Origin of the sequence: Sporobacter termitidis DSM 10068, from assembly GCF_900130065.1 — a bacterium.
GTDB lineage: Bacteria > Bacillota > Clostridia > Oscillospirales > Oscillospiraceae > Sporobacter > Sporobacter termitidis.
Window position 1 is genome coordinate 70,430 of the sequence record NZ_FQXV01000010.1, and the last position, 21,087, is coordinate 91,516.

A 21,087-nucleotide genomic window follows, 5' to 3' on the forward strand; every position below is an offset into this window, starting at 1 on the left:
GAAACAGGAGGAAATATGGATAGCATTGCAACACAGAATCTGGCCGTCGCCTACGAAGACAATCTCGTCGTGGACGATCTGGATATGCAGATCCCGCAGGGTAAAATCACGGCCATCATCGGGCCAAACGGCTGCGGAAAATCCACGGTGCTCAAGGCCGTAGGGCGCATCCTGAAGCCAAAGGGCGGTATGGTGTACCTGAACGGGGACGATATCCGGCAGCTCTCCACCAGGGAGGTCGCGCAAAAGATGGCGATCCTGCCCCAGTCTCCCCAGGCCCCGGCGGGGCTGACGGTCGGCGAGCTGGTGGCCTATGGCCGTTTTCCGCATCAGCGGGGCTTTGGCAAGCTGGGGCCCGAGGACAAGAAGGTCGTCGCCTGGGCGCTGGAGGTGACAAAGCTCACGGAGCTTGAAACCACGGCCGTGGACAATCTTTCCGGCGGGCAAAAGCAGCGGGTATGGATCGCCATGGCGCTGGCACAGCAGACCGATCTCATCCTTTTGGATGAGCCGACGACGTATCTCGATCTGTCCTATCAGCTTGAGGTGCTGGAATTGTTATACCGCCTGAACCGGGAGCAGGGCTGCACCATCGTGATGGTGCTGCACGACCTGAACCTTGCCGCCCGCTTCGCCGACTGCATGATCGCCATCCGGGGCGGAGACATCATTTGCCACGGCAGGCCGGAGGAGGTCATGACCGCCGGGGTGCTGCGGGAGACCTTCCATATCGACGCGGTGATCGTCACCGAGCCCCGCACGAGAAGGCCGGCCTGCATCTCCTACGACCTCACAAGGGATCAAGACGGGAGGATATGCCGATGAAAAAAATCGCCGTTTATGGCAAGGGCGGCATCGGCAAGTCCACCACTGTTTCCAACGTATCGGCGGCGCTGGCCGGCCTGGGCCTGACCGTGCTGCAGATCGGCTGCGATCCCAAGGCCGATTCCACCCGCAATCTGACCGGCGGGAAAAACATCCTCACGGTGCTCGATACCCTGCGTGAAAAGGGCGACGCGGCGCTTTCAGACCTTGTGGTCAAAAGCAGCACCGGCGTGCTTTGCGTGGAATCCGGCGGCCCGGTTCCCGGCGTGGGCTGCGCCGGGCGCGGCATTATCACCGCTTTTGAAAAGCTGGAGGAATTGGACGCCTATCGTGTCTACAAGCCGGACGTAGTGCTGTACGATGTGCTGGGCGATGTGGTGTGCGGCGGCTTTGCCATGCCCATCCGGGGCGGCTACGCCGACGAGGTATGCGTGGTGACCTCCGGCGAAATGATGTCCCTTTATGCCGCCTCCAATATCGCCCGCGCGGTGGGAAGCTTCGGCAAACGCGGCTACGCCACGCTGCGGGGGCTGATCCTGAACGCCAAGAACATCGAGGGCGAAAACGAGCTGGTGGACAGGGCGGCGGCGGAAATCGAAACGCCGGTGCTCTACCGCCTGCCGCGCGACCCGCTGGTGCAGCAGGCCGAGGCGCAGGGCAAAACCGTGGTGGAGGCTTTCCCGGATTCCGGTATGGCGGCGCATTACCGTGCGCTGGCGCGGCTTTTGGCGGAGGAAACGGCCGGAGGTGGATGTCCATGACAAGCCTGGGCCATTTGAAGCGCCTGTCCGCCGTCCGGTCCAGCGCGGGCGTGAAATTCCTGACGCCCTGCGCCTTTCCGGGCAGCCACTGCCCCCTGCACCCGGCGCTGGCCCTGGCGGGGAATATCCGGGGCTTATCCTCCCTGGTGATCGGGACGCCGGAATGCGCCGTTTACAGCCGTGTCGTGCTGCCGAAAGCGCAGGGTGATCTGCACTGGACGTATGTGCTGGACGCCCACGAGGTGGTGTTCGGCTGCCGCAAGGGACTTATGGACACGCTGCAGAAGATGGATCAGGCGGGCGCGAAGGCTGTCCTGCTGCTTGGCACCTGCGTGCCTGATCTGATCGGCGAGGACATCGAGGGGCTCGTCCGCGAAATGCAGCCGAGGCTGTCGGCACGCCTGATCTCCGTTATGACGGGGCATTTCAAGTGCAACAGCTACCCCTCCGGCTCGTGGAAGACGCTGAAAGCGATCGGCGCGCTAATGGCGCCGAGAGAAGTCCGGCCGCGTGTCGTCAACGTGATGGGGCGCTCACCGGATGAAACGCATATCCCCATGCCGCCTCTTCTGCGCGCGCTGCTGGAGCGGGGCTTTACCCTGCGCTGCCTTGCGCCGGGGTCCGCGCTGGAGGATTTTCTGGAGGCGCCCGACGCGGCGGCAAGTCTCGTGCTTTCGCCGTTTACGGACCCCCTGGCGGCGGACATGGAGCAAAGCTTCGGCACGCCTGCTTTTCGATTGTATGATATCTATGACCCGGCGGAGATCGGCGCGCTTCATGCCGCCGTCGCTCAAAGGCTGGGGATTGAATGGGATAATGCGCTTGACGATGAACGGCCGGCGCTGCTGTCCCTGCAGGAACAGGCCGCCAAACGGCTGGGCGGCCTTCGTTATGTCTGCGCACATACCGGCCCGCTGGGCGCGCTTCCGATGGCGGCTTATCTGGCCGCCCTGGGCATGGAGCCCCTGCTGCTGCACCTGGAGGAATTCTGGCCGGGCGACAAGCGCTGGACAGAGCTCCTGAACGCGCGAGGATATGACCCGCCGGTCTGCCATATGGTCAACAGCGATTCGGACGCGCCTCTTCTGGAAGGCCTTTCCCCCGCGCTGTGCCTGGGAGACCTGCCCGGCGCAAGGGTCCGGATTCCCAGCGTGCCGCAGCTGTCAGACCTGTATGGCCTGTGCGGTTACGAGAGGACGCGCAGCCTCCTGGAAAGGATTTTGCGCGTCCTGGACGGACCTGCCGCGCCGGGAGAAAGGAGAGCGCCGTATGGGACTTTATAAATTCAGGCCGGTTCCCTCCGGACGCATGGGCACACTGTGGACGCTGGCCTCCATCCGCGGCGCCGCTCTGCTGGAATTCGGCTGCATGGGGCATATGCTTTACGGCCGCGTGTTCCTGGAACGGATCGGCGTTTCGGACGCCTGCAGGCTCTACGCCACTCATATCGACGAGACCGACGTTTCTCTTGGCGGCACAGAGCGCCTGAGCCGCGCCGTCGCGGATATCGCCGAAAGGGACAGGCCGCGGGTGCTTTTCCTCCTGCCCTCCGCCGTGCCGGAGGTCATCGGGACGGACCTGCCCGCGCTCTGCAGGGAGCTGCAGCCGGATCACCCGGATATGCGCCTTATTCCCTTTGGATGCGGCGGGTTTGACGCCGGCCAATACCGCGCCGTACGGGAAGCACTTTTGCTTCTTGCCAAAACACTGCCGGTCGACGCGGAGAAAACGGCGCGCCCCACCTTCAATCTCATCGGCTCCTGCGCGGACATCTTCCGCTTTCAGGCGGACGCGGCCGAGCTCGTCCGCACCATGGAGGGGGCCTTCGCGATGACGCCGCTGTGCGTCATGACGTCCGATACGTCCGTGGCGCAGATAGAGCGGATTGGCGGGGCGCATATCAATCTGGTATTCCGGCGGGAGGGGCTGCCGGCCGCGGCGCAGCTGCAGCAGCGGTTCGGCACGCCGTATCTGTTCGCGCGGCCTTACGGCGTACAGGGAACCTGCGAATGGCTCGAACAGGTGTCGCAGATCACGGGCATATCGCCGGACCGCAGCTTTGTCGAAGGGCAGCGGGAGGAAGCGTTAAGGCTGATTTCTCCCGCCCTGCCGATGTTCCGGCATATTATCCGGGAGCATCCGGAGCGCGGGCGCATATCCGCCGGCGGACACGCCGACGTCGTCAAAGGCATCATGTCCTTCGCCTGCGGGGAGCTTTCCTTTTCAAAAGGCGTCTGCTGGTGCGACAGCCCCGATATGGCGGACGAGGAACTCCCGTATTTTACGGAAGCGCAATGGACCCAGGCGATTGGGAGCCATGGAAAAGCGCTGCTCATGGCCAGCGGCGAGGCCTTGGATTGGGCCGGGCGCGGCACGGAGCTTCAGATCGCCAACCCGGATGTCAAATGGCGGCTGAATCCTTATGAGCCGCCCTTTGTAGGTTTTCGCGGCGCCGTACATTTGACAAATCTGTGGGTAAACGCCATCCTGAAAGAAGAATTTTAAGCGCTCATAATCCACTATGTCCAAAGAGAGCACACGCATTTTCTCGCTGTATAGTTAACATGCCTGCACATGGCGCAGAGTGTTTCACGGCTCACCGCATGCTCCATTGCGCAAGCATCCAATTCGGCTGCATCCACAGTGATGTGAAGCGCCTCAACCAAAAAACACTTGATAATGGCAAGCCGGTCCACAATCAAAACTGCCTGCTCTTTCCCTTCCGGCGTAAGGAGAATTTGATGCCGGAAATCCCTTTCCACTAAATTCATCCGTTGCAGCGTTTTCATAGCAACACAAACGCTTGATTTAGTGACAGCAAGCCTTTCTGCTACATCGCATATGCGTGTGCCCTCACGGCTGGAAGAAAGCATGTAGATCGCTTTGATATAATGTTGTTGTGATGGAGTAAGATCTGTCATGCTAACTCTCCTTACGTTTTGCAACAGCTAAGAATTGAGGCTTGATTGCATATCCCTTTTCCTAAGCAGACTGAATTCTTTCTTCACCATGAACAATGTCCAAATTACGATTATAGCGTCAATTGCAAATGATCCATAGTAAACACCCGCCACACCAATCCATTTGGGAACCAGCAACATGACGGGAACATAGAAGATCAACTGCCTGGCGATACCAATAATGGCCGCCGGCTTCCCCTTATCAACGGAAGGGAACAGCGTCATCCCCATAAAAATGAAAGACAGTACCGGCAGAATCGCCATATAGATACGGAAATAGGTAAACTGTGTGGCTGTAAACACCTCATCCTTCAGCATCATCCCCAATACCGACCCGGGTACCGCCATCGAGATAATCCAGAAGGGCAGCGTTAGCAGGAGGGCGGCAACCGCGAAAATTTTATAGGAGCGGATGACGCGGTCATACTGCTTCGCGCCGTAATTGATGCCGAGCACCGGCTGCAGGGCGCGCATCAGACCGAAGATTGGCGTGAGCAGGAACTGGAATACTCTGTACACCACTCCGTAAAAAGCTATATCCGCTACGGTTCCATATCTGGACAATGCATTAAACACGACGATGGCCTGCACAAGGCTCATAACGGCCATAAGCATTGACGGTGCTCCAAGCCTCAGAATGGAGCTTGTGACCTCCTTATTCCGGTGCAGTGAAAGAAGCTTTGACTTGAAGGTCGCATGCCCCCCTCCGAAATAGAACCATCCCAGTAGGGTATAAGCCAACATTCCGATGTTCGTGGCCCAGGCTGCGCCTTCCACGCCCATTTCCAGCACGCCGACAAATACATACTTAAAAAGTGCATCCACGGCCAGTCCGATTCCCATCATCCAGGCCGCGGTTTTCATTTTGCCCTCAGCGCGTATAATCATATTACCCGCCAGGCCGTAGACCCAGAAGAACGCGCCGTAAACCGTGACCCTGAAATAACGGGCTCCAAGTGCCAGCGCTTCGCCCGTTCCTCCCATAACCGCTATCAATTGATTTGAAAAGATGAGCGCCAGAACCATGTAAATAACCGTTGCGGCAATGGACAGCCAGTTTACATTCCCTAGCAGGTATTCCTGCGTTTTCTTATCCCGGGCTCCCAGGGCAATGCTTAAAACCGAACCCGCGCCGACGCCAATCAGAGAGCCAAACGCCACACTGATCTGAGACAGCGGATACGCTACGGATACGCCAGCCAAAGCTGTCTCACCTACGAACTGTCCAACGAAAATGGCGTCCAGGACCGAGTTCATGCCGTAAAGCACCATAGCCACGATCGCCGGCCACGACAAATCGGCCATGACTTTCCATAATCCACCCGTCAGGATAAATTGTTTTTGTTTTTCCTTTGGCTCTATTGCCTCATTCATGTTCATTCCTCCTTGTATATAAGTTAGAATAATCTAACTCGTTGGCAGCAATAATGGCCTTAACACAACAACCGCCCGGTTTTTGGTTAGTTATCTCCAAGCTGTGATGAAAGAATATGGCACCATCATATATTTTTTTCATCAAACAGTTTATAAAAAATACTTTTCCAGCCGCCAGTGTAAAAAACAGCTAAAAAATCAAGATTCTCAATCGCCTCTTCATAACTCATATTGTGACGAACAGGCTCAAGCAGCGTGTTGATATAGCTTTCCGATATAAGATGAAGAACCGTGCGGTTTATTTGAGCGTTGATGCCTTTCGCTTTTTTCAGCCTATCCAAATAGGCAAGCGTCTGCGTCACTTCGTGGTCGACAATTGTATGTACAAAGTCGGCTTTCGAAGAGCCTTCCGCGCCGACGACCAGCAACCTAAAAACATCGAAATTATCGTAGATAAGTCGGTAGACCCGATAAAGCTCGGCAGTGGTGTTTTGGGTCGTGATTTCTCCCACAATGCCGCCGGCATTATAATATGAAGCGCTTAATTCAACAAACAGTTTTTCCACCTGCTCGTAGACAGGGGCAACAATTGCCTCAAACAACGCGTTTTTATCCTTAAAGTACGTGTAGATGGCGCCTGTCGTCATGCCGGCGGCAGAGGCGATATTGCGAAGAGACGCATTCTGAAAACTTTTTTGCAAAAATTCCTTTCTGCCAAAATACAGGATTTTCTCCTGTGTATTCATTTCATCGGCCACAACGGCACCTCCTTCCGCGGACTACATAACGCCGTTATATAACAGCGTTATTTTAAGTGATTTATTTTTGTTTGTCAAGAACGATAGCTTAAAAATTATTGTGAATTGCACATAAGAAATGACGATACCGTCAAAAATTGGCGTACCGTCGTAGAATCTCGTATTTATTGGGAACCTTCATATTTTCATAGACGTTCAATGTTACGTCCCCTTTTCCGCCATCGGCTGATTGCTCTTATCTCTCATTTCCTTTCCCCCTTCCGAGAGCCACAATAAACCAGATTGCTCATTTCGTCTCGTCCGCGCTATCCCTTCTGTTCAGGGCAGTCAGCCAGTCCGCCACCGTGTCCAGTACCAGCTTCGGATTGCCCACGTTGCAGTGGCCGCCCGCATCCTCCCGCTCCGTCATCAGCCGGAAGGTCAGACTTCTGACATTGGGCAGGGCATCCAACTCCATGGCGTACAGCTCTTTCGGAATAAAGTGATCCTTCTCCGCGCCGATTACCAGCATGTCCTGCGTGAGCCTTGGCCCGATGTCGGTCATTTCGTAATCATCCAGCTTTTTGATGTACCCGAAGGGGTCCGGCACATCGTAGGCGAACATTCCGTGGCGGATGCCCCAATCCAGAATGGGCTCCCGTGCCATTTTCTTTTTTAGAACGGCATTGATCGGCTGGCGCAGATTATGATTGAGCAGGAAGCGAATTGGCCCGCGCATCGCTTTCGGCATTATGCTCAGCGCCACATACAGAAAATTGGGGAACACCGACCACCCCACTACCCGGTGGATGCGCTGCTCGAAAGCGGCGACACGGGGCGCAAGCATCCCGCCAAGAGATGCGCCCATGATCGTCACCGCAGATTCCCCGATGAAAAACTTGCTCATGCGGTAATAGCCGATGGCGTTTTCAGTGCGGCCCTCTGTCAGAGCGGCGTCGCCCAGCCGGATCAACGCCCGCTTCCAGTCCGCGCCAGAGTGGATTTCCTGCGATACGGGAGCGACATCCTTTAGCCTCCCGCCGTTCCACTGAATGACGCGGTTCAGTAGAAAATTGAAATTAGGGTCAGGATTGAGGAAATAGGTTCCCTGATAAAAATGAAGAGATGCAAAAAATTGAAATAAACGTATTCACATGGTATAGTCGTTAAGTTATAATATGACCAATCGAGGATGAAGCAATGTTTAAACCCATGGCACGTAAGATATATATTGAGCTTACTCCTCCGAGTGAGGGGGATGCCGTTGCAGACAAGGACAGAATAATTAGGGCGCTCGAAAAGGATTTCGGGTCCGTTGTCATGTCTTATGATGTCTTAAAGGCACATTATATGCTTTTAAGAAATTTCGACTGGAAGCTCACCGTGACTATGATTATGAAAGGCCATGAGTGGGAAATTATTCAAATCGAACGCGGGAATACCACAGATAAGAATTATGGCTATGCTGTCGATCTCGGCAGTACGACGATTATCATGCAGCTCGTTGATTTGGCCACAGGCGTAATACTTGGGCAGGAGAGCATGTTCAATGCTCAGATCAGGTTTGGCGATGAGATCTTGAGCAGGATTTTTTATGCCAAAGATAAAGCCGAGCACCTTCAAGAGATTCAGGTGTGTACTCTTATGAGTCTGAATGAATTGATTGCGTCGCTCCAAAAGTTAACGGGCATCTCGTCCTCGGACTGCGGCATCATGGTAATCGGCGGCAACACGACGATGATTCATTTTTTGCTTGGTCTTGATCCGTGGTTTATTTTCCATGCTCCTTACTCTCCCGCATTTAACAGCTGTGGCTTTATTCGCGCCAGCTCGCTTAATTTGCAGTTCCCCGGACTGGTATACTGCTATCCGTCAGCAGCCAATTACATCGGCGGTGATATTATCAGCGGGCTGATTGCCTCGGAGCTTTACCTCAATAGCCCAATTTCTTTGTATATGGATATTGGGACAAACGGGGAAATGATTCTCGGAAACAACGAGTTTTTGCTCGCGGCAGCAGGCGCCGCCGGGCCGGCACTTGAAGGCGGTATCAGCAAATACGGGATGCAGGCCAAGCCAGGTGCTGTCGATTCTGTAAAAATAGTCGATAACCAAATTGTTCTCACGACAATACAGAATCAAAAGCCTTTGGGTATTTGTGGATCAGGCATTGTGGATCTGCTGGCGGAGATGCTGCTGGAAGGCTGGATTGATCGTTCAGGTGCGTTTGTGCCAGAGCGGTCGGAGCGCATCGTTCAAAGGGAAGAAGAATATGCTGTTGTCTATGCGTGGAGCAGTGAATCCGCTTCAGGTGAAGAGCTTCTGTTTACTCAGAATGATATTTTCAGCTACATGGACACCAAAGCAGCTGCGAATACAATGGTCGCATACCTGCTTGAAGCTTCGGGCGTAAGTCCGCAGGACATCAAAAAAGTTTATCTGGCCGGTGCTTTCGGCACACATCTAAATCTCGAATCAGCCATAACCATCGGCCTCTATCCGGATCTTCCCAGAGACCGGTTCGTCATACTCGGCAATGGATCGTTAGCCGGTGCCTGCAAGCTTCTATTAGATGCATCGTTATATTATACGAGTGAAAGCATTATCGAAAAAATGGTCTATCTCTCACTCGGCGAGGCAACAGATTTTTTGACAAAAATGTTTGCGGCAAAATTCCTGCCTCATACGGACCTGGATCTTTATCCAACCGTCAAGGAAAAGTTGAAAAGCAGAAATAAGTAATCACTGATGATTTTTATGCTTTCAGTATAACTAAATACAGCAATAATCCGTCGTTTTTATAACAAAGGGCCGGCAGACAACATACCTGCCGGCTCTTGTTTAAAGTGAAGGTCAATACTGCGGGCCACCCCAGTATAGCGTTTGTTCAATCTCTGCGCACGACGGGAGTTTAACATCCTTCATGGCCCATTTTAAGTATTCCTGTACGCCGGTCCTGTCGACGATATAGCCAATATGCTCTTTTCCGCCCGGAGCCGACGGGTCAATATACTCTTTAACATAGTCATAAGTGTTTGTAATGATTTTGATAATACTATCGGCGTCCGTCCATTTGATAAAGTCCACGGCGAGCCGCGGGTTGCGTTTTCCGGTCCGGCCCAGCAAAACAAGCCGGAAATACTGTTCTTTCGAGCGCGTCCAAGCCCTTGTGGGACAATTGATGACGCATTCTCCGCAGCCGACGCACTTCTGTGCGCTGCGATTGGGCCTGTTGTTCACCATAGATATGGCGCCGACAGATTTCTTCCGGCAATATCTCTCGCATGCCCCGCAGCTGGCGCACCGGCTGCTGTCAAACTGCGGCAGCGTCATACCGATGATACCAAAATCATGCATCCGCACCTTGGCGCAGTCGTTCGGACAGCCGGTGAGGGCAATTTTAAAGTGCAGATCATTGGGATAGACGGCATCCTCAATGCGCTGCGCCAGACCTGTTGTGTCGTAGCAGGCATAGGGGCACACACGGTTGCCAATGCAGGCGGAGACGTTGCGCGTCCCGGAAGCTGGATATCCCGTCCCGGGCGCTTCTTGGCGCGTCGCAATGCCGCTGATAATCGGCTGTAGCAGCGCGTTGACCTTCGGGATATCCTCGAATTTGATTCCGGGAATCTCCAGACCTTGCCTCACTGTTATATGAATTGTGCCGTTGCCGTATTTCTGAGCTATTTCCTGAATAAACGGCAGCAGCGTCACATCGAGGTGCCCGCCTGGGATACGAATGCGGGAGGCGGTATGGCCCCGTTCCTTTGTCACTCGAAAAGCGTTCTTCATGAGCTTCTTGGTATTGATGTCCATGCCCCAAGCCCCCTAATCAATAAAATCTTTCGCGACGGAGTAATTAAATACAGGCCCGTCGAGGCAAACATATTTATCATCGATTTTGCAGTGCCCGCACTTTCCGATGCCGCAGCACATTTTTCTCTCGTGGGAAACCCAAATATCCTTTTCCGAAAAACCGCGTTCCAGAAGAGCCTTGGTTGAAAAGCGCATCATCGCCGGCGGCCCGACCACGACGGCTGCGGAATAAGCCAGATCTTTTATCTCCAAGCCGGGAATATATTCAGTCACCAGCCCCATGCGGTATGTCGCATCACCGAGGTTATCGTCGGTGGTCAGCGTGACATCCAGGCGTTCTTGCCAGCGCCTAAAATCGTCTTGGAACAGTATATCGTCCGGCGTTTTAAAGCCGGCAATCAGCTTAATCTTTGCAGCCGCGTCCGGGTGCCTGTAAAAATGCTCGATAACGCCACGGACGGGTGATATCCCGGTACCGCCCGCGACTATCACCAGTTCCTTCCCTTTAAATAGAGAGACCTCAAAGCCGTTGCCGTAGGGGCCGCGCAGGAAAAGGCGGTCGCCTGTCCAATTCTCGAAAACGGCATCAGTCACCCGTCCGACCTTGCGGATGGTAAAGTCGATCGTGTCCTCTCCGATACCACTGACCGAGATGGGCGCCTCCCCATATTTCGGCAGTGAGACCTCGAAAAACTGTCCGGGCTTGACGTCGCCTTTGTAAGCCAGGCGAAAGGTATACTCGATTTTTGTATGCTTGGTAACTTCCACAATCTCCGACCAGGAGGATGTATAACGGTTTTCAGCCATTGCCGTTTACCTCCTTCATGGCGTCCCCAAGCCTGTTGATAATGTGTGAAAAGGATATGTATTCAGGGCAGATATCGTCGCAGCGCCCGCATCCGACGCACATGTGATAACCGAACCGCTTTTTAAAATCGCAGACTTTGTGGAGCGTCTTGAACCGCATGCGGTCCCCGTTTTTCTGGCGGTAGCTGCCCCCTCCGGCCACATCGGTAAATCCGTCGACCATGCAGGAGGCCTGGACCCGGCGGCGCTCCCCCACCTTGCCGTTGTCCTGGTAGAAAACATCCTGCATGGAAAAGCACGTACAGGTCGGGCAGGCAAAATTGCACCGGCCGCAGGCAATGCAGCGGCTGTCGTATTCCCGCCACATGGACGCTTTCGCGACGGCAACGGACAGGCCATCAGGAACAGTTACTTTCACCGGCGTCTCCGCCACAAAGGACGGGGTAAAATCTGTCTCATTGGCGGAATGCTTCTGTATCAACTCCGCGAGCTCCGTCTGAGGACTTGACATATAAAAGCCATCATTCTTTTTCTCAAACGCGGCGTCCCAGCCTTCGGCAATGTTCGTTCCCATATCGACACAGTAGCAGGTCGAAAACGCTTTTGGGCACCCTATGAGAACGAAGCGGCATCGCTCGCGCAGCCTGCTGTAATACGCGTCAGGAGCGCCGTTGCGAAGATATATCTCGTCGAGGCGCTTCACCGCGTGAAAATCGCAGCTGCGAAGGAAAACCAGAGCGCTCTTTTGTCTGGACTGCGGTTGTTTTATATCGTCTTCGGTGAAATAAAAAAGCGTCTGCGATAAGGGCAGCAGTATTTCCTTGAAGGAATAATCCGATTTCGCATCCGTTTCGATTTCATCAACTGATGTAATTTCACCGTAACGAATGCAATCCACACCGGAAAAGGTGTTGCCTCCCTCGTACCTTTTCGGCGCGAACAGGACATAATCTTTTGACAGCTCTTGAAGCAGTTCATTAATACCGCTTTCAGTCAGTCTGTAGCCCATAATATTACCCCCTTGACAGTTTACTCTAGTGCTTAATTCCATTTATCTTACCGCCAATTACAATATTTGTCTGTTGCAAATGCAACACCTGGTAAAAAGGGGCACGGCTTTTGGGATTTGAATATTGACCATAAGGACGAGGGTTGTTTTTTTACGCCGATTTAGCTCTTCCGTTGTAAAAACAACTGCAATTTTACGGTAATATTCTATAATAATGTTGTTCGATACACGGGCTGAAGCTTTTTGGTGTTAATGAATAACCCACCCGCCAAGCGTTACTGTACGCGTTACAAAATTAAAGTTTAGGAGATACCTGAGGAGGGAAACTGAATGGATGTTATAGATGCATTGCAATCCCGGCATTGTACCCGCGCTTTTACGGAAAAACCGATTGATAGAGAGCTTCTCATGAAGGTGCTGGACGCAGCCAACACATCCCCTTCATACGCCAACAGTCAGCCTTGGGAGGTTTTTGTTGTCGCAGCGGAGCCCTTGAAGAAACTCCGGAATGTCTTCATTGAGAAATTCCGGGCTGGTATACCAATGACCCCCGATATTCCCATGGCCAAACTATGGCCCGAACCATATAAGTCAAACATAGGGTCAACCGGCGCTGCTCATTTAGAGCACCTTGGCATTGCCAGGGACGATAAAGCTAAAAGAGCCGAAAATCTTGTAAAGAGCTTGAACTGTTTTGGCGCGCCGGCAGTAATCTATCTTTGCTTAAGCAAAGAATTGACTCATTGGTCGTTTTATGACTTAGGACTTTTTTCTCAAAGCCTGATGCTGGCAGCGCAGCATTATGGTTTAAACACCATGCCAGCAGCCGTAATTGCGGTGTATCCCGATTTGATACGCGAAGAACTGGCAATCCCTGATAATTTAAATATTATTCTTGGTATCGCCATCGGCTATGGTATACCGGGTGATCTCAATAATCAATTCTTTACAACGAGAAGATCATTAGACGAATTTGTAAGAATAAAAGGGATTTAAAGTTTTAATCAGCATTTTGACGCCTGCCGCTTCACCTGCGGCAGGCATTTTTTTCGGAGCATGATCTGCATACCATAGCCTATTGCCGGTTCATCTTCCCTCTTTAAACCGTAATTCTATTGACAATATGTAGCTTTTATGCTACCATCTGTAACAGTGTTTCATAACGCTGTTACAGATGGTAGGAAAGGAAGTGACTGAATGGCCAAGCAAAAAGAGGGCGTCTACGAAAAGGTCCTTGAATGTGCAAAGGCGGAATTTCTGGAGATGGGCTTTAAAGACGCTTCCCTGCGCACCATAGCGCAAAACGCCGGCACAAGCACCGGTTCCATCTATACCCGGTTCACAGACAAGCACGGCTTATTCGAAGCGCTGGTGTCATCTGCTGCGGCGGGCTTGACGGAACTGTACTTGGGCGTGCAGATGAAATTCAGCGAGCTACCCGGCAATGAGCAGCAGGAAACCATGTTTGAATACTCCGAAGACAAATTCAAGGATTTTATCGGATATATCTACGATCATTTCGATGAGTTCAAGCTGCTCATCACCTGTTCGGAGGGAACCAGATTTTCCGGTTTCATCCATAGCCTGGTGGAAATCGATGTGGAATATTCTTTAAAATTCATTCAAGCCAGCGGCAACGATGCGCTCTCCTCCGGCCGAGCTTCTCCCGAGCTTCTGCATATCGTTTCCAGCGCGTTTTTTTCAGGGGTGTTTGAAATCGTGGTGCATGACATGACCAGGGAGGCCGCAGACCGGTATATCGACCGGCTCAAGCGCTTTTTCCTGGCAGGCTGGGATACTATCTTAAATCCTTAGCGACCCCATAATAAAACAGCCGTTATCCTATGAGGCCTCTTTTTTGAGCCTCAAAAAAATTGTCAAAAAGTTAGATATTTCTAACTCGAAGGAGGATTATATATATGGAGAATCCGCGGCCTCAAAGTCCATTCGCCCGGCTGGCAGATTTTGCGAAGCCTCACAAAGGAGGGTATATCGCCTCCGTTCTGTTTGCAATCGTGGGTGTGGCGTCGGGACTGGTGCCATATTTCGCTGTGGCGCAGATGGTCATCAGGCTGATCGCCGGCGGGCGGGAGCTGACTTTTTATCTCATGTGGTGCGGCGTCGCCGCGGCGGGCTTTGTGCTGAAGTCCATCTGCATGAATATCTCCACGACATTTTCCCACAGGGCGACCTTCGCGGTGATTTCCGAGGTGCGCTTCCGCCTGACCTCCAAGCTGACGAGGGTCCCCATGGGCCACCTGCTGGATACCCCTTCGGGCCAGTTCAAAACCACCATCATAGAGCGGACAGACAGTATCGAATCGCCGCTGGCACATGTGCTGCCGGAGATGACGGCCAATCTGCTGGTTCCACTTGGTATCATCATCTATCTGTTCACGCTCGACTGGCGCATGGCTCTGGTGTCGCTCATCACCCTGCCCATCGGCCTTATAGCCTACATGGCCATGATGAGGGATTATGCGGTCAAATATGCCGCCGTCACCGACGCCGGCAAGCATATGAGCGCGACCACGGTCGAGTACATAGGCGGCATCGAGGTCATCAAGGCGTTCAATCAATCGGCCAACTCTTACGCAAAATTCACCGACGCCGTCAGGAAGAACACCCAGCTCGTCTTTGAGTGGATGCGCGCCACGCAGGTTTATTCCGCCGTGGCCCAGAGCGTCTGGCCCGCGGTGCTTATCGGCGTGCTGCCCATCGGCTGCATTTTTTATCTGAACGGGTCTCTGGACATTCCGACCTTTATCACGATCATGATCCTGTCCCTGGGTATTATCGGGCCGATCATCGCCGCCATGTTTTTTACCGACGATATTGCCAAGATCGGCACCATCGTGAGCGATATCGGGACGATCCTGGACATTCCCGAGTTGAAAAGGCCCGCGGGAAAAAAGGAATTGCACGGCTCGGACATCGAGCTTAAAAACGTCACCTTTGCTTACAAGGACGAGCAGGTGCTCAAGGGCGTCAACCTGAAAATCGACGCGGGCAGCGTGACCGCTTTTGTCGGGCCCTCCGGCGGCGGGAAATCCACGATCGCCAAACTGATCGCTTCCCTGTGGGACGTAGATGGTGGCAGTATTACGCTGGGCGGCGTGGACATCAGGGATATCCCGACGGCGCAGCTCATAGACAGCATTGCCTATGTCGCGCAGGACAATTACCTCTTTAATGACACGGTGCGGAACAATATCCGCATGGGGAACCCGAGCGCCGACGACGCCGCTGTAGAGGCCGTGGCAAAGGCCTCCGGCTGCCACGAATTCATTATGAAGCTGGAACACGGCTACGACACCATTACCGGCAGTGCCGGAGGGCATCTCTCGGGCGGTGAACGCCAGCGCATCGCCATCGCCCGGGCCATGCTGAAAAACGCTCCCATTGTTATTTTGGACGAAGCCACGGCGTATACGGACCCAGAGAACGAATCGGTCATTCAGGAGGCCGTGGCGAGGCTGGTAGCGGGAAAGACGCTCATCGTCATCGCGCACAGACTCTCCACCATCACGAGCTCCGACAAGATTGCCGTGGTGGAACAGGGGCGTATCCTGGCAGAGGGCAGGCATGGGGAGCTGCTTGAAAAGTGTGCGCTGTACCGCGCCATGTGGCAGGCCCACATGGACGCGAAAGACGCGGTATAAGGAGGGAACGGCATGTTTGGCGTATTCAGAAAATTTTTCGCTTTTGCGGGCGATCAGAAGGGCAAATGGCAGAAGGGGATTCTTTTTGCCGTTTTACATTCCATATGCGAGGCTTTTCAGCTGCTGGCGATCGCCGTGGTGCTCAGGGGCATGGTCGAAGGAAGCATGACCGCCGGTACGGCGTGGACGGCCCTGGGAATCCTGGTGTTTAGTCTTCTGGGCACCATCGTCACACGGCATATCTCCCACCGGAACGAGATCTCCGGCAGCTACCGTATGTGCGAGGAAAAGCGCATCGGCATCGGCGACCGCATGAAATATATGCCCATGGGTTATTTCAACAGCCACAGCCTGGGCAATATCACCGCCGCCGTCACCACCACCATGGAGGAAATCGAAAAGCTCGGGCCTCCCACGATGGTCCGGACCATCCATGGGCTGATCCGAACGGCGATCATGGCTGTTTTCCTGCTTTTTTTCAACTGGCGCATCGGGCTGATCGTTGTCACGGGTACGCTGCTGTTTCTCGGGACCAATTCCCTGCTGCACCGTAAATCCCGGGTCCTCTCCCCCAAGCGCCAGGCGGCGCAGGCCGGGCTGGTGGAAGCGGTGCTGGAGTACATACAGGGCATGAGCGTTGTGAAGGCGTTTCACCTGGACAAAAACGCCAACAAAACAATCGACAAGACCATCGCCGAGGTGGAGAAATACAACTACAGTATGGAAATCGGGTTCATCCCATATGTGGCCCTCCAGCAGATCATATTGCGGCTGACCAGTGTTGCCGTTGTCATCGTTTCCATCCTGTTTTATCTGAACGGTCAACTGGAGCTGTTCATGTGCCTTTTGATGATTGTCTGCGGGTTTTTCATTTTCACCGAGCTGGAAGCGGCGGGACTTATGTCCTCCTTTATCCGACTGATCGACGTTTCCATCGACCGGGTAGAGAACATCCATAAAACGCCCGTCATGGACATCGACGGGAATGCGCAGCAGCCGGGAAGCTATGACATCGCCTTTCAAAACGTCAGCTTCTCCTATGGAGACCGCAGGATCATCGATAACGTCAGCTTCACCATCCCGCAGGGCACGACGACAGCCATCGTGGGCCCCTCGGGCGGCGGCAAGACGACGCTGTGCAATCTTATCGCGCGGTTCTGGGACGTGAACGAGGGCACGGTGACACTGGGCGGAAAGGATGTGCGCGCGTACAAGCTGGACAGCCTGCTCCAAAATATCAGTATGGTGTTTCAGAATGTCTATCTGTTCAACGACACCATTTTAAGCAATATCAAATTCGGCAAGCCGGACGCCACCATGGACGAGGTCGTCGCGGCGGCGAGAAAGGCGTGCTGTCATGACTTCATCACGGCCCTGCCTCAGGGCTACGACACCGTGATCGGCGAGGGCGGCGCGACCATATCCGGCGGCGAGAAGCAGCGCATATCGATCGCCCGCGCCATGCTGAAGGATGCGCCCATCGTCATCCTGGACGAGGCCACCGCCAATGTCGACCCTGAAAACGAAAACAAGCTTCAGGAGGCGATTGCGGCGCTCACGAAAAACAAGACCATCGTCATGATCGCCCACCGGCTCAAGACGGTCAGGAACGCCGATCAGATTCTGGTGGTGGACGCCGGACGTATCGTGCAGCGCGGGACGCATGACGAGCTGAGCCGAAAGCCCGGCATCTATGCCGATTTCATCGGCGTACGGGAAAAGGCGATCGGCTGGAAATTGGAAGCCGCCCGGTAGTGCCATGGAGGAAAGGGGAACACCGGTTTGGCTAAATTAGTTATCAATAAGTTGATCGCGCTCGTCCTGATCCTGATCGGCGTCAGTCTGCTCTCATTCTTTTTTTCGAGCATCTCGCCTGTCGACCCGGCGGAGGCCTATGCGCGGCGGACGCTCTCCCGGCCGACGGCGGCGCAGGTTGAAGAGATTCGCCGGGAGATGGGGCTCGACAAGCCGTTTTATGAACAGTATTTTTCTTGGGCCGCCCATGTGCTGCGCGGGGACTTCGGGACCTCTTTGCTGACGAGGACGCCGGTGAGCGCCGAGCTGCCCGGCAAATTCGCGGCGACCCTCCACGTGGTCCTGCTGTCCATGCTTTTTACCGTCCTGATCACGGTGCCCCTCAGCGTCGTTTCGGCCGCCCGTAAAAACGGCGTATTCGACCAGGTGACACGTGTGGGGACCATCGTTGGCCTGTCCCTGCCGAACTTCTGGATCGGCTTTATGCTGCTGGTGCTGTTTGCCGTCATGATCCCGGTCTTTAAAATCGCGGATTACGGCAGCTTTAAAAGCCTGGTTCTGCCCGCACTGGCCATGGCCATCCCCATGGCGTCGTCGGCCATACGGGTATTCCGTTCCAACCTGATACACAGCTATCAGTGCGATTTCGTGATCTACGCCCGCTCCCGCGGCCTGCCGGAACGCAAAATAACAGGGTTGGTGCTCCAGCACGCCCTGCCCCCCATGGTCACGATGCTGTTCCAGTATTTCGGATACGCCCTTGCGGGCAGCGCCATGGTGGAGGCAGTCTTCTCCTGGCCGGGCATCGGCTCATATCTGGTCAAAGCGATCGTCGGGCGGGATCTTCCGGCCATCAACGCCTGCGTGCTGCTGATCGCGGTGCTCTTTGTGCTGGTTAATTTCGCGGCGGAGCTTGTAAACCTCGCCATCCATCCCACGATGAACGCTTCGAGGGAGGGGTACCGTGCTTAGAAAGATACGCCGTAACCCCCAGGCCATGGCGGGGCTTGCCATGATCGCGGCCATCCTGCTCACCGCGCTGCTCGCTCCCCTGCTGGCCCCCAACGACCCGAATGCGGTCAATATCGCCAATACCTATGCCAGGATAAGCGCGCAGTACCCTTTGGGCACGGATGAGATGGGCAGGTGCGTCCTGTCGAGGCTCCTGTACGGCGCCCGATATTCCCTTGGCATCGCGGGGCCCACCCTTCTGCTGCTTGCGGTTTTCAGCACGGTTGTTTCCACGGCGTGCGCCTATATCGGCGGCCGGACCGACCGCGTGTTTTCCGCCCTCTGCGACGTCTTCATGGCCTTTCCGCCGCTGCTGATCGCGGTAACGCTGATCGGCTCGCTCGGTCAGGGAATTACCAATATCATTATCTCCATCGTCTTTTCCATGTGGGTGTGGTTTGCAAAAATCGTCAGGACCTTCGTGCTGCAGGAAAAAAACAAGGAATATATTATTGCCTGTCGTGTCGCCGGCTGCTCCGACCTTCAGATCATTCTTGGCCACATCCTGCCGAATGTGCTGCCGCAGCTCATCGTGTATTTCAGCACAGGCGTTGCTTCCATCGTGCTGACGGTATCGGGATACGCATTTTTGGGCTTTGGCTTTGAGACCGGCACCCCCGAATGGGGCGCCATGTTCAGCAAAGCCTCCTCTTATCTGTACGGCCACCCGATGCTGCTCGTCTACCCCGGCCTGTGCATCATAGTTACCACCGCGGGTTTCAATCTTTTCGGTGAGGCGCTCCGGGACATCATTTCACCGGAGGAGGCGTGATATGTCCGAAAAGTTATTGGAAGTCCGAAACCTGAATGTCCGGCTCAAAAAGTCGGGAGAAACGCTTGTCAAGGACATCAGCTTTTCGATGGAGAAAGGCCAGACGCTCGGCATCATCGGCGAGAGCGGCAGCGGCAAAACCATGACCGGCAAGGCGCTTTTAAGGCTGCTCAATCCCCGGGTTTTCGAAACAGGAGGCGAGGCCTTGTTTTGCGGGAGAAATCTGCTTGCGTTGCACGAGGATGAATTCCGCTCCTTAAGAGGGAAAGCGCTGTCCATGATCATGCAAAACCCGATGACGGCCTTTGCGCCCATGACGCGGATCGGAAAGCAGCTCACGGTCACCCTGTCGGCGCATCTGGCGATTGGCAAAAAAGAAGCCTATGAACGGGCTCTCCGGGCGTTGCGGGACGTCAACCTGCATCAGGCGGAAAAGATCATGCGCAGCTATCCCCATGAGCTCAGCGGCGGAATGCTTCAGCGGGCGATGATCGCGCTGGCCCTGATGCTGCGGCCCAAGCTGATTATCGCCGACGAGGCGACCTCCTCTGTGGACGCCATTTCCGAGGAGATGATCCTGGAGGAGTTCATGAAGATAAGGGCGCAGGGAATTTCCCTTCTCATCGTCACCCATGACTTCGGCGTGGCCGCCGCTCTGGCCGACCACATCCTGGTGATGAAGGACGGCTGCATTATGGAGCAGGGTACGGCGCGCAGCATCTTTCATGCGCCGCGGCATGAATACACGAAAGAGCTGATGGACGCGAGCGTGCTGGCGGAGGTGAACAATCATGCTCAGAGCTTCTGACATTACAAAGGAGTATATAGAAAAAAGCGCCTGCGGCCGAAGGTCCGTCTGCAGGGCTGTGGATGGGGTATCTCTCGAATTTGAGGAAGATTCCATCTATTCTCTGGTCGGCGAAAGCGGTAGCGGAAAGAGCACGCTGTCGCGCATACTGGCCTATGTCGAAAGGCCGACCGGCGGCGCGCTGGCCCTTGACGGGAAGCCGGTTGCGGCGTACAGCCGGAAGGAGCTTCGGCAGCAGCGCAAATCGATTCAGCTCGTCATGCAGGACGGGCAAAGCTCCCTCGACCCGCGGCAAACCGTCGCGCAGAGCCTGGCCGAGCCGATGAAGAATCTGCTGGACCTGGGAAAAGAGGAGAGAAACGCGCGGGCCCATGACCTGATCCGGCGCGTAGGGCTCCCGGACGAGCTCCTCAGCCGCTTCCCCCATGAACTGAGCGGCGGGCAGCAAAAGCGGGTGTGCATTGCCCGGGCCATCAGCGTGTCGCCCCGGCTGATCATCTTTGACGAGTCCCTGAGCGGCTTGGATGTCACCCTGAGAAAACAGATACTGGACTTGTTACTCGAGCTGAAGGCGGAAATCCGATGCAGCTATCTTCTGGTGACGCATGATCTCGACGTCGCGCTGTACCTGTCCCAGCACATCCTGGTAATGAAGGAGGGAAAAATCGTGGAGAAAACTGCCAACGTAAAAAGCCACAACGACTTGCGGCATGAATACTCCAGGGCTCTTGTAAAAGCATTGCTGTCCAAACGACATGCCTTAATATAGATTTTCAAAAATTCAAAGGAG

The 21,087-nt window shown here is 54.5% G+C and carries 20 protein-coding genes; 13 read left to right on the plus strand and 7 right to left on the minus strand.

What is annotated here, in order from left to right; translation table 11 throughout:
* Nucleotides 1–15: 15 nt before the first annotated feature.
* From BUB60_RS13720 to BUB60_RS13735, 4 genes are read left to right on the plus strand one after another with little or no spacing between them, the layout of a single operon-like run.
* Nucleotides 16–825: an ABC transporter ATP-binding protein gene (locus BUB60_RS13720; RefSeq protein WP_073080103.1), complete on the plus strand. Its 810-nt coding sequence runs from the start codon at nucleotides 16–18 to the stop codon at nucleotides 823–825.
* Entirely contained in the window at nucleotides 822–1,586 is a 765-nt protein-coding gene (locus tag BUB60_RS13725; RefSeq protein ID WP_073080105.1) for a nucleotide-binding protein, read from the plus strand. The genes BUB60_RS13720 and BUB60_RS13725 overlap by 4 nt, the downstream gene beginning before the upstream one ends.
* On the plus strand, nucleotides 1,583–2,869 hold the full coding sequence (locus BUB60_RS13730; RefSeq protein ID WP_073080108.1) for a nitrogenase component 1: 1,287 nt from the start codon (nucleotides 1,583–1,585) through the stop codon (nucleotides 2,867–2,869). The genes BUB60_RS13725 and BUB60_RS13730 overlap by 4 nt, the downstream gene beginning before the upstream one ends.
* Nucleotides 2,856–4,091: a nitrogenase component 1 gene (locus BUB60_RS13735; RefSeq protein ID WP_073080110.1), complete on the plus strand. Its 1,236-nt coding sequence runs from the start codon at nucleotides 2,856–2,858 to the stop codon at nucleotides 4,089–4,091. The genes BUB60_RS13730 and BUB60_RS13735 overlap by 14 nt, the downstream gene beginning before the upstream one ends.
* A gap of 14 nt (nucleotides 4,092–4,105) precedes the next feature.
* Here BUB60_RS13735 and BUB60_RS13740 read toward each other — a convergent pair whose 3' ends face one another.
* The 4 genes from BUB60_RS13740 to BUB60_RS13755 form a co-directional block, all read right to left on the minus strand.
* Nucleotides 4,106–4,507 (minus strand): metal-dependent transcriptional regulator, encoded by a 402-nt coding sequence (locus tag BUB60_RS13740; protein ID WP_073080112.1) that lies wholly within the window; start codon nucleotides 4,505–4,507, stop codon nucleotides 4,106–4,108.
* Nucleotides 4,508–4,534: 27 nt separating this feature from the next.
* On the minus strand, nucleotides 4,535–5,920 hold the full coding sequence (locus tag BUB60_RS13745; RefSeq protein WP_073080114.1) for an MATE family efflux transporter: 1,386 nt from the start codon (nucleotides 5,918–5,920) through the stop codon (nucleotides 4,535–4,537).
* 125 nt (nucleotides 5,921–6,045) lie between these two features.
* Nucleotides 6,046–6,678: a TetR/AcrR family transcriptional regulator gene (locus tag BUB60_RS13750; protein WP_073080116.1), complete on the minus strand. Its 633-nt coding sequence runs from the start codon at nucleotides 6,676–6,678 to the stop codon at nucleotides 6,046–6,048.
* A gap of 286 nt (nucleotides 6,679–6,964) precedes the next feature.
* Nucleotides 6,965–7,630 carry an alpha/beta fold hydrolase gene (locus tag BUB60_RS13755; RefSeq protein WP_242941213.1) on the minus strand — a complete coding sequence of 222 codons (666 nt, stop codon included), beginning with the start codon at nucleotides 7,628–7,630 and terminating at the stop codon, nucleotides 6,965–6,967.
* A gap of 227 nt (nucleotides 7,631–7,857) precedes the next feature.
* Here BUB60_RS13755 and BUB60_RS13760 point away from each other — a divergent pair, with 227 nt between their 5' ends.
* Nucleotides 7,858–9,399: an ASKHA domain-containing protein gene (locus tag BUB60_RS13760; RefSeq protein WP_073080121.1), complete on the plus strand. Its 1,542-nt coding sequence runs from the start codon at nucleotides 7,858–7,860 to the stop codon at nucleotides 9,397–9,399.
* 111 nt (nucleotides 9,400–9,510) lie between these two features.
* Here BUB60_RS13760 and asrC read toward each other — a convergent pair whose 3' ends face one another.
* The 3 genes from asrC to asrA are packed head-to-tail and all read right to left on the minus strand — an operon-like array spanning nucleotide 9,511 to nucleotide 12,289.
* Complete coding sequence (gene asrC, locus BUB60_RS13765) at nucleotides 9,511–10,473, minus strand: sulfite reductase subunit C (protein WP_073080123.1); 963 nt, start codon at nucleotides 10,471–10,473, stop codon at nucleotides 9,511–9,513.
* A 12-nt stretch (nucleotides 10,474–10,485) separates the two neighbouring features.
* The gene (asrB, locus tag BUB60_RS13770) at nucleotides 10,486–11,280 is read right to left on the minus strand and encodes an anaerobic sulfite reductase subunit AsrB (RefSeq protein ID WP_073080126.1); all 795 of its coding nucleotides are present in this window, start codon (nucleotides 11,278–11,280) and stop codon (nucleotides 10,486–10,488) included.
* A complete protein-coding gene (gene asrA, locus BUB60_RS13775; protein ID WP_073080128.1) occupies nucleotides 11,273–12,289 on the minus strand; it encodes an anaerobic sulfite reductase subunit AsrA in 1,017 nt (338 codons plus the stop codon). The genes asrB and asrA overlap by 8 nt, the downstream gene beginning before the upstream one ends.
* 330 nt (nucleotides 12,290–12,619) lie before the next feature.
* Here asrA and BUB60_RS13780 point away from each other — a divergent pair, with 330 nt between their 5' ends.
* The 8 genes from BUB60_RS13780 to BUB60_RS13815 all read left to right on the plus strand — a co-directional run bounded on the left by BUB60_RS13780 (nucleotide 12,620) and on the right by BUB60_RS13815 (nucleotide 21,066).
* On the plus strand, nucleotides 12,620–13,285 hold the full coding sequence (locus BUB60_RS13780; RefSeq protein ID WP_073080142.1) for a nitroreductase: 666 nt from the start codon (nucleotides 12,620–12,622) through the stop codon (nucleotides 13,283–13,285).
* A gap of 201 nt (nucleotides 13,286–13,486) precedes the next feature.
* Nucleotides 13,487–14,104, plus strand: coding sequence for a TetR family transcriptional regulator (locus BUB60_RS13785; RefSeq protein WP_073080154.1), 618 nt, complete (start codon nucleotides 13,487–13,489; stop codon nucleotides 14,102–14,104).
* A gap of 104 nt (nucleotides 14,105–14,208) precedes the next feature.
* A complete protein-coding gene (locus tag BUB60_RS13790; RefSeq protein ID WP_073080156.1) occupies nucleotides 14,209–15,951 on the plus strand; it encodes an ABC transporter ATP-binding protein in 1,743 nt (580 codons plus the stop codon).
* A 12-nt stretch (nucleotides 15,952–15,963) separates the two neighbouring features.
* On the plus strand, nucleotides 15,964–17,706 hold the full coding sequence (locus tag BUB60_RS13795) for an ABC transporter ATP-binding protein (protein WP_073080158.1): 1,743 nt from the start codon (nucleotides 15,964–15,966) through the stop codon (nucleotides 17,704–17,706).
* A 27-nt stretch (nucleotides 17,707–17,733) separates the two neighbouring features.
* Nucleotides 17,734–18,678 (plus strand): ABC transporter permease, encoded by a 945-nt coding sequence (locus BUB60_RS13800; RefSeq protein WP_073080160.1) that lies wholly within the window; start codon nucleotides 17,734–17,736, stop codon nucleotides 18,676–18,678.
* Nucleotides 18,671–19,489 carry an ABC transporter permease gene (locus tag BUB60_RS13805; RefSeq protein ID WP_073080162.1) on the plus strand — a complete coding sequence of 273 codons (819 nt, stop codon included), beginning with the start codon at nucleotides 18,671–18,673 and terminating at the stop codon, nucleotides 19,487–19,489. Before BUB60_RS13800 ends, BUB60_RS13805 begins: the two co-directional genes overlap by 8 nt.
* A 1-nt stretch (nucleotide 19,490) precedes the next feature.
* Nucleotides 19,491–20,297, plus strand: a complete 807-nt coding sequence (locus BUB60_RS13810) for an ABC transporter ATP-binding protein (protein ID WP_073080165.1) — start codon at nucleotides 19,491–19,493, stop codon at nucleotides 20,295–20,297.
* Nucleotides 20,281–21,066, plus strand: a complete 786-nt coding sequence (locus BUB60_RS13815; RefSeq protein ID WP_073080167.1) for an ABC transporter ATP-binding protein — start codon at nucleotides 20,281–20,283, stop codon at nucleotides 21,064–21,066. Before BUB60_RS13810 ends, BUB60_RS13815 begins: the two co-directional genes overlap by 17 nt.
* Nucleotides 21,067–21,087 lie beyond the last annotated feature (21 nt).